This is a genomic window from Staphylococcus simulans, from assembly GCF_003043455.1.
Lineage (GTDB): Bacteria > Bacillota > Bacilli > Staphylococcales > Staphylococcaceae > Staphylococcus > Staphylococcus simulans_A.
The window spans coordinates 1-7,177 of sequence record NZ_PZGG01000081.1; the positions used below are offsets into that span (position 1 = coordinate 1).

Here is a 7,177-nt window from a genome sequence, read left to right on the forward strand (position 1 = left end):
ATTGGTTGGATATCCAACATTAAAGTATTGTTCCTAGGGGGATTATTAAAAGTATTTTTTTAAAGATACTACAATTCATCTGAAAATTCGGTACAATGGTAATTAATCATTGTACTTCGTGAAAAGCGTGGAACTTGTTCGGTTTACATAAATAGAGAGATGGGAAATTAATAAGAAATATACGATTTTTGACAGAGTCAATAAGAGTTTTAAGGGAGCGTCGGCCATCATGATTATAGCTATCATTATTTTAATTTTTGTTTCTTTCTTCTTTTCTGGCAGTGAAACGGCATTAACTGCTGCGAATAAAGTGAAATTACAGACTGAAAGCAGGAAAGGAGATCCAAAGGCTAAAAAGTTGTTAGCACTTTTAAATAAACCTAGAGACTTTATCACAACGATTTTAATCGCAAATAACAGTGCGAATATCGTGTTGCCTACGTTAGTTACTATTCTTGCTGTACAACATGGTTGGAACGTAGGTATCGCATCTTTAGTGATTACAGTAGTGGTGATTATTGTTTCAGAAGTTATACCTAAATCCATTGCTGCAACTTATCCTGATGCGATTTCTAAATTAGTTTATCCGGTTATCCATTTATTTGTGGTGATTTTAACACCGATTACTAAAATCCTAAATGGTTTAACGGGTTTAATTAACAGAATGCTTGCGAATGACAAATTCCAAAGTCAAACAATGTCTAAAGAAGAAGTGCGTACAATGGTAACTATCGCAGGCGCACAAGGTGCTTTTAACGAAAATGAACGAGACCGTCTTCAAAGTGTTTTATCATTCCAACAATTGCGCGTGAAAGATGTGGATACCACACCTCGTGTCAATGTGACAGCTTTCTCGTTAGATACACCTTATGATGAAGTGTATGAAATTATCATGTCACATCCTTATACGCGTTATCCTGTCTATGATGAAGACATTGATAATATTGTGGGTGTCTTCCATTCAAAATATTTATTAATCTGGAGTCGTCATCATGATAAATCATTAGAAGATTATATTTCTAAACCACTCTTTGTGAATGAACATAATAAAGCAGAGTGGGTCATGCGTAAAATGATTGCATCACGAAAACATATTGCGATTGTTTTGGATGAATATGGCGGAACGGATGCGATTATTACGATGGAAGATTTAATTGAGCAGTTACTAGGATTAGATATTGAAGACGAAATGGATCAATATGAACAAAATAAAGTCGATGAACGTTTGAAAAATAGACAAAAGCCAAAAGCGAATCAATCATCTTTATAGGGAGTGTTCACATATGTGGTCAGATACAAAAATCACTGCACAACTTGGGATAAAGTATCCAATTATTCAAGCTGGAATGGCAGGTAATACAACGCCTGAATTAGTCGCTAGTGTGAGTAATAGCGGAGGCCTAGGGACGATAGGCGCAGGGTATTTCAGTTCAGAAAAACTTGCGGATGAAATAGATAAAGTTAAGTTATTAACGACTCAACCTTTTGCGGTTAATTTATTTGTGCCAAGCAAAAAACATATTAAACGGGCTCAAGTGGATTTAATGAATGCTTGGTTGAATCCTTATCGTCGTGCATTGGACTTAGAGCAACCCGTAGTGAATTTATCTGAATCACAACAACTAGAAAAACAAATTGATATCTTGATTGAGAAACGCGTGCCGATTGTTAGTTTTACATTCGGTATTCCAGATGTTCATTTAATTCGTAAGATGCATGAACATCACATGATTGTGATGGGAACAGCTACTTCTGTTGAAGAAGCGATTGTGAACGAAGAAGCGGGTATCGATATTATCGTTACACAAGGCAGTGAAGCAGGTGGACACCGCGGTTCATTTTTAAAACAGGAGAATGGAGAATATCCGATGATAGGCAGTATTTCACTCATTCCACAAGTAGCGGATGCAGTGTCTATACCTGTAGTTGCAGCAGGTGGTATTATGGACGGCAGAGGTGTGCTTGCTAGTCTGATTTTAGGTGCATCAGGTGTACAGATGGGGACAGCATTTTTAACGTCACAAGAAAGCGGTGCAGATATTGCGTATAAGCAAGCAATTTTAAACAGTACAGAGACTTCGACAGTTTTAACGAATGCGTTCAGCGGTAAAATGGCTCGTGGCATTCGTAATGATTTTATAGATTATCTGTCTACATTTCGTGGAGAAGTGCCAGAATACCCAATACAAAACCAATTGACTTCCGCAATCCGTAAAGCATCGACTGCCAATCACGATCACTCATTAATGTCATTATGGAGTGGACAAACACCAAGGCTTGCGACAAGTCGTAAAGCAAATGAAATGGTTGAATCTATCGTACAACAAATTGAAGATATGCGTTTTAAAGCATAGAAATTACTCACTAATAAGTACTGCGTTTCTGAATGCGCAGTACTTATTTTCACTTCAAATACAAGATGTAGCAAACAGGTTCTAGACTTAAAATATGATAGAATGAAATTGGTGATTATGTATGATAGATATAGGACTGACAGGGTGGGGAGATCATGATTCTCTCTATACCGATTTAAGTCGTAAAACAGATAAATTAAAGACCTATGCGAGTCATTTTCCAGTGGTAGAATTAGATGCTTCGTATTATGCGATTCAACCAGAACGCAATATCAGAAAGTGGATTAAAGAAACACCCGCTCGTTTTAAGTTTGTGGTAAAAATTCATCAAGCACTGACTTTGCATGCGGATTATAAAGACTTTGCTGAGACGCGAAATGAACTCTTTGAAGATTTTAAGTTGATGATTCAACCTCTAATTGAAGCGGATAAACTTGCGATGGTGCTTGTACAATTTCCGCCATGGTTTGACTGCAAGACTCAAAATATTAATTACATACGTTATGTACGTGAACATTTAAAACATGTACCGGTTTGTATCGAATTTAGAAATCAAACTTGGTTTGAAGGGGAAATGAAAGAGCACACTTTAACCTTTTTAACAGAACAAGGCTTGATTCATGCGATTGTTGATGAACCGCAAGTGGGTGAAGGCTCAGCACCTTTTGTCAACCGTATTACAACCGATACAGCTTTTGTGCGATATCATGGACGTAACCGCCATGGCTGGACCAAGCAAGATATGACTGACGAAGCATGGCGAGATGTCCGCTATTTATATGACTATACAACAGAAGAGTTAGAAGAACTTGCGCAACATGTGCGTATTATTCAACAAAAAGCTAAAAAGATTTATGTAGTTTTCAATAACAACTCAGGCGGTCACGCAGCCAACAATGCGAAAGAACTTCAACGAATTCTTGGCATTGACTACGAAGGTTTGGCACCGCAGCAGCTTAAATTATTTTAGGAAGTGATGATATGGTGAGTATCCTTTTACTCATTTTAATAGGAGCCTTATCCGCAATTTTAGGCTCGCTTGTCGGAATCGGCGGCGGATTAATTATCGTTCCGACATTAGTCTATTTAGGCGTTGAACATGATTTACTCCATGGAATCACCCCTCAAATAGCGATTGGAACTTCCTCAATTATTTTAATTGTGACAGGTTTAGTGTCTACATTAGGGTATTTAAAATCTAAGCAAGTAGATACTAAAAATGGTTATATATTCTTATTCGGAGTATTGCCAGGCTCCTTATTTGGTTCATTTATCAGTCGTTATTTAACATTAGATTCATTCAATTTGTATTTCGGTATGTTTTTGATTCTCGTGTCGATTTTATTATTAGTACGTAACTCAATTAAGCCGATTAAACTCTTTGAAAAGAAAAAGTACGAAAAAACATATGTAGATAAAGATGGAACGATTTATCATTATCACGTGCCGCCTGTATTTGCGTTCTTTGTGACATTCTTCATCGGAATTACCACTGGACTCTTCGGCATTGGCGGAGGGGCTTTGATGACACCGTTGATGTTGATAGTCTTTAGATTCCCGCCACACGTTGCGGTAGGTACAAGTATGATGATGATTTTCTTCTCTAGTGTCATGAGTTCTATCGGGCATACTTTCCAAGGGCACGTTGCTTGGCATTATGCGCTTGTCTTAGTCATTTCGAGTTATGTCGGAGCTAAAATCGGTGTTAGAATCAACCAATCAATCAAATCTAATACAGTGGTTGCTTTACTGAGAACAGTGATGCTGTTATTAGGGGTTTATCTAATTATTAAATCATTGCTTTAAAGGAGGCGTCGAGTTTGAAATTAACGATTTATCATACGAATGATATTCATAGCCATCTCCATGCTTATGAGCGTATTGCCGCATACATGGCAGAGCACAGACCATTACTAGACCATCCTTCACTTTATATAGATATCGGCGACCATGTTGATTTATCAGCACCTGTAACAGAAGCCACACATGGCCTTAAAAATATTGAATTATTAAATGCTGCACATTGTGATATTGCGACAATCGGCAACAATGAAGGAATGACGATTTCACATGAAGATTTAAACGCATTATATAAAGATGCGAATTTTGCGGTTACTTGCAGTAATGTGTTTGATGAAGCGGGTCGTTTACCGCATCATATAACTTCTAGTCACATTGAGCAAATTGAAGATGTACGTATCTTGTTTGTTGCAGCAACTGCACCATTCACACCGTTCTATCGTGCTTTGGATTGGGTTGTCACTGATCCAATGGCTGCGATAAAAGATGAGATAAAGAAACAAGCAGGTAATTATGATGTATTGATGGTCATGAGTCATTGCGGTATTTTCTTCGACCGTAAGTTATGTGAAGAGATTCCTGAAATTGATGTTATATTCGGTAGCCATACACATCATTATTTTGAAGAAGGCGAAATGAAAAATGGTGTCTTAATGGCAGCAGCAGGGAAATATGGACATTTCTTAGGTGAAGTTAATTTAACGATTGAAAATAAAAAAGTCGTACATAAAACAGCAATCCTGCATCCTGAAGATACGTTGCCTGAAGTTGAAACAAACTTCAAAGAAGAAGGTAAAGCATTGATGAGCACGCCTTTAGTGGATCATCCTGTAGACTTAAAGAGAAGAACAGATACGATTACCAAAACAGCTTATTTACTCGCAGAAAGTGTTTGTGAGTTCACACATGCGGACTGTGCAATTATTAATGCGGGGTTAGTAGTTAAAGGGATTGAAGGACCGAATGTTACAGAATACGATGTACATCAAATGTTGCCGCACCCGATTAATTTAGTGCGTATTAAAATTACCGGTCGTGATTTAAAACAAGTCATTTTAACGGCTGAAGAACAAGCTTATATGCATGAACATGCGCAAGGTTTAGGGTTTAGAGGCGATATATTCGGTGGATACATTTTATATCAAATGGGTTATATTGAATCAGAATCTCGCTTTTTTGTACAAGGTGAAGAGATTATTGATGATCACATCTATACATTAGGAACCGTTGATATGTATACGTTTGGCCGCTATTTCCCTATGTTTAAAAATTTACCGACAGAGTATTTGATGCCAGAATTTTTAAGAGATATTTTCAAACAGAAATTATTAGAATTATGAATTATGACTTATAGCGTTTTCATTTTGTTATAAATTCGTTATAATAAGATGAAGATGAGTACACAGGAGGGTATGTGTTGTAATGGCTACAAAAAATAATGAGATTTTACGTAAACCGGACTGGTTGAAGATAAAGCTGAACACGAACGAAAACTATACTGGTCTTAAGAAGATGATGCGTGAGAAGAATTTAAACACTGTTTGCGAAGAAGCAAAGTGTCCGAATATACATGAATGTTGGGGTGAGCGCCGAACAGCTACATTTATGATTTTAGGTGCAGTATGTACACGTGCTTGCCGCTTCTGTGCAGTTAAAACTGGCTTACCTAACGAATTAGACTTAGACGAGCCGGAACGTGTAGCAGAATCAGTAGAAATCATGAACTTAAAACACGTGGTAATCACAGCAGTTGCGCGTGATGACTTACGTGATGCAGGTTCAAACGTTTATGCTGAAACAGTAAGAAAAGTAAGAGAACGTAATCCATATACGACTATTGAAATTTTACCGTCAGATATGGGTGGCGACTATGATGCACTTGAAACATTAATGGCATCTAAACCAGATATTTTAAACCACAATATCGAAACAGTACGTCGCTTAACTCCGAGAGTTCGTGCGCGTGCAACATATGACCGTACTTTAGAATTCTTAAGACGTTCTAAAGAATTACAACCAGATATTCCAACGAAATCAAGTATCATGGTTGGTTTAGGCGAAACAATTGAAGAACTTCACGAAACAATGGATGATTTACGTGCAGCAGATGTAGATATTTTAACAATTGGGCAATATTTACAACCTTCACGTAAACACTTGAAAGTTGAAAAATACTATTCACCATTAGAATTCGGTAAATTACGAAAAGTAGCAATGCAAAAAGGATTCAAACATTGCCAAGCTGGACCATTAGTTCGTAGTTCTTACCATGCAGATGAGCAAGTTAACGAAGCTGCGAAAGAGAAACAACGTATTGGTGAAGAAAAATTAAACGAAACAACAACTGAAGCATAATTGATATTTATAGATTTGAATGGGGAAGAAGCGGGCTGAATCAGTCCGCTTCTTTCGTCATTCAACTACTGTTATAATGTATAATATAAAGTAAATCCAAAAGATTGAAATCAATAAACATGAGACATTGAACCAAGCAAAAATGCTCAAGAATAGAATTGATAGGTGACATACATGATAAAAGTAGGAGACAAATATTTCGAAATGATCGAACAGTATCGTGATTGTTTCGATGAAGAACAATTTGCGAACCGCTATTCAGAAATACTAGATAAATATGATTTTGTAGTTGGCGACTTCGGCTATGAACAATTAAGACTCAAAGGTTTTTACAAAGACTCTAATAAAAAAGTAGAAATCAGTAAACGTTTTGCGACTATACAAGATTACTTACTAGAATACTGCAACTTTGGTTGTGCCTATTTTATTTTGCGTCGTATCCCAGAACGTGAACTGAAAAAACTACGCGAACAAGAAGAAACAGAAGTGGATGCATCAGATAAGCTACATGATGTTAAAATTGCGCCGAGTTTACCTTCTGATCAAAAACAAAACTAATTATTCGATATCAAGCGACCATTACTAAAGACTCCATTTATAGGGACGGTGATGGTCGTTTTTATATGTGTAACTAATGTATGAAAACAATTTTCAGGTTATGTAGAGAT

At 36.9% G+C, this 7,177-nt stretch carries 7 protein-coding genes; all 7 read left to right on the top strand.

All coding sequences use genetic code 11. The features are described from left to right. Positions 1-229: 229 nt before the first annotated feature. The 7 genes from BU038_RS11145 (at position 230) to BU038_RS11175 (ending at position 7,067) form a co-directional block, all read left to right on the top strand. Positions 230-1,270, top strand: a complete 1,041-nt coding sequence (locus BU038_RS11145) for a hemolysin family protein (RefSeq protein ID WP_107606098.1) — start codon at positions 230-232, stop codon at positions 1,268-1,270. A gap of 13 nt (positions 1,271-1,283) precedes the next feature. Then, positions 1,284-2,354 carry an NAD(P)H-dependent flavin oxidoreductase gene (locus BU038_RS11150; protein WP_107606099.1) on the top strand — a complete coding sequence of 357 codons (1,071 nt, stop codon included), beginning with the start codon at positions 1,284-1,286 and terminating at the stop codon, positions 2,352-2,354. Between the two features lie 121 nt (positions 2,355-2,475). Next, a complete protein-coding gene (locus BU038_RS11155; RefSeq protein WP_107606100.1) occupies positions 2,476-3,324 on the top strand; it encodes a DUF72 domain-containing protein in 849 nt (282 codons plus the stop codon). A gap of 11 nt (positions 3,325-3,335) precedes the next feature. After that, positions 3,336-4,160, top strand: a complete 825-nt coding sequence (locus BU038_RS11160; protein ID WP_107606101.1) for a sulfite exporter TauE/SafE family protein — start codon at positions 3,336-3,338, stop codon at positions 4,158-4,160. Positions 4,161-4,174: 14 nt separating this feature from the next. Further along, positions 4,175-5,494 carry a bifunctional metallophosphatase/5'-nucleotidase gene (locus BU038_RS11165; RefSeq protein WP_107606102.1) on the top strand — a complete coding sequence of 440 codons (1,320 nt, stop codon included), beginning with the start codon at positions 4,175-4,177 and terminating at the stop codon, positions 5,492-5,494. A gap of 82 nt (positions 5,495-5,576) precedes the next feature. Further along, a complete protein-coding gene (gene lipA / locus BU038_RS11170) occupies positions 5,577-6,509 on the top strand; it encodes a lipoyl synthase (RefSeq protein WP_107606103.1) in 933 nt (310 codons plus the stop codon). 174 nt (positions 6,510-6,683) lie between these two features. Next, the gene (locus tag BU038_RS11175) at positions 6,684-7,067 is read left to right on the top strand and encodes a YutD family protein (protein WP_107606104.1); all 384 of its coding nucleotides are present in this window, start codon (positions 6,684-6,686) and stop codon (positions 7,065-7,067) included. Positions 7,068-7,177: the final 110 nt, after the last annotated feature.

What these genes read in the sequence shown, in the direction of transcription:
- BU038_RS11145 (WP_107606098.1), top strand. Translation starts at nt 230, where the DNA reads ATGATTATAGCTATCATTATTTTAATTTTTGTTTCTTTCTTCTTTTCT.
- BU038_RS11155 (WP_107606100.1), top strand. Translation starts at nt 2,476, where the DNA reads ATGATAGATATAGGACTGACAGGGTGGGGAGATCATGATTCTCTCTAT.
- BU038_RS11175 (WP_107606104.1), top strand. Translation starts at nt 6,684, where the DNA reads ATGATAAAAGTAGGAGACAAATATTTCGAAATGATCGAACAGTATCGT.
- lipA (WP_107606103.1), top strand. Translation starts at nt 5,577, where the DNA reads ATGGCTACAAAAAATAATGAGATTTTACGTAAACCGGACTGGTTGAAG.
- BU038_RS11150 (WP_107606099.1), top strand. Translation starts at nt 1,284, where the DNA reads ATGTGGTCAGATACAAAAATCACTGCACAACTTGGGATAAAGTATCCA.
- BU038_RS11160 (WP_107606101.1), top strand. Translation starts at nt 3,336, where the DNA reads ATGGTGAGTATCCTTTTACTCATTTTAATAGGAGCCTTATCCGCAATT.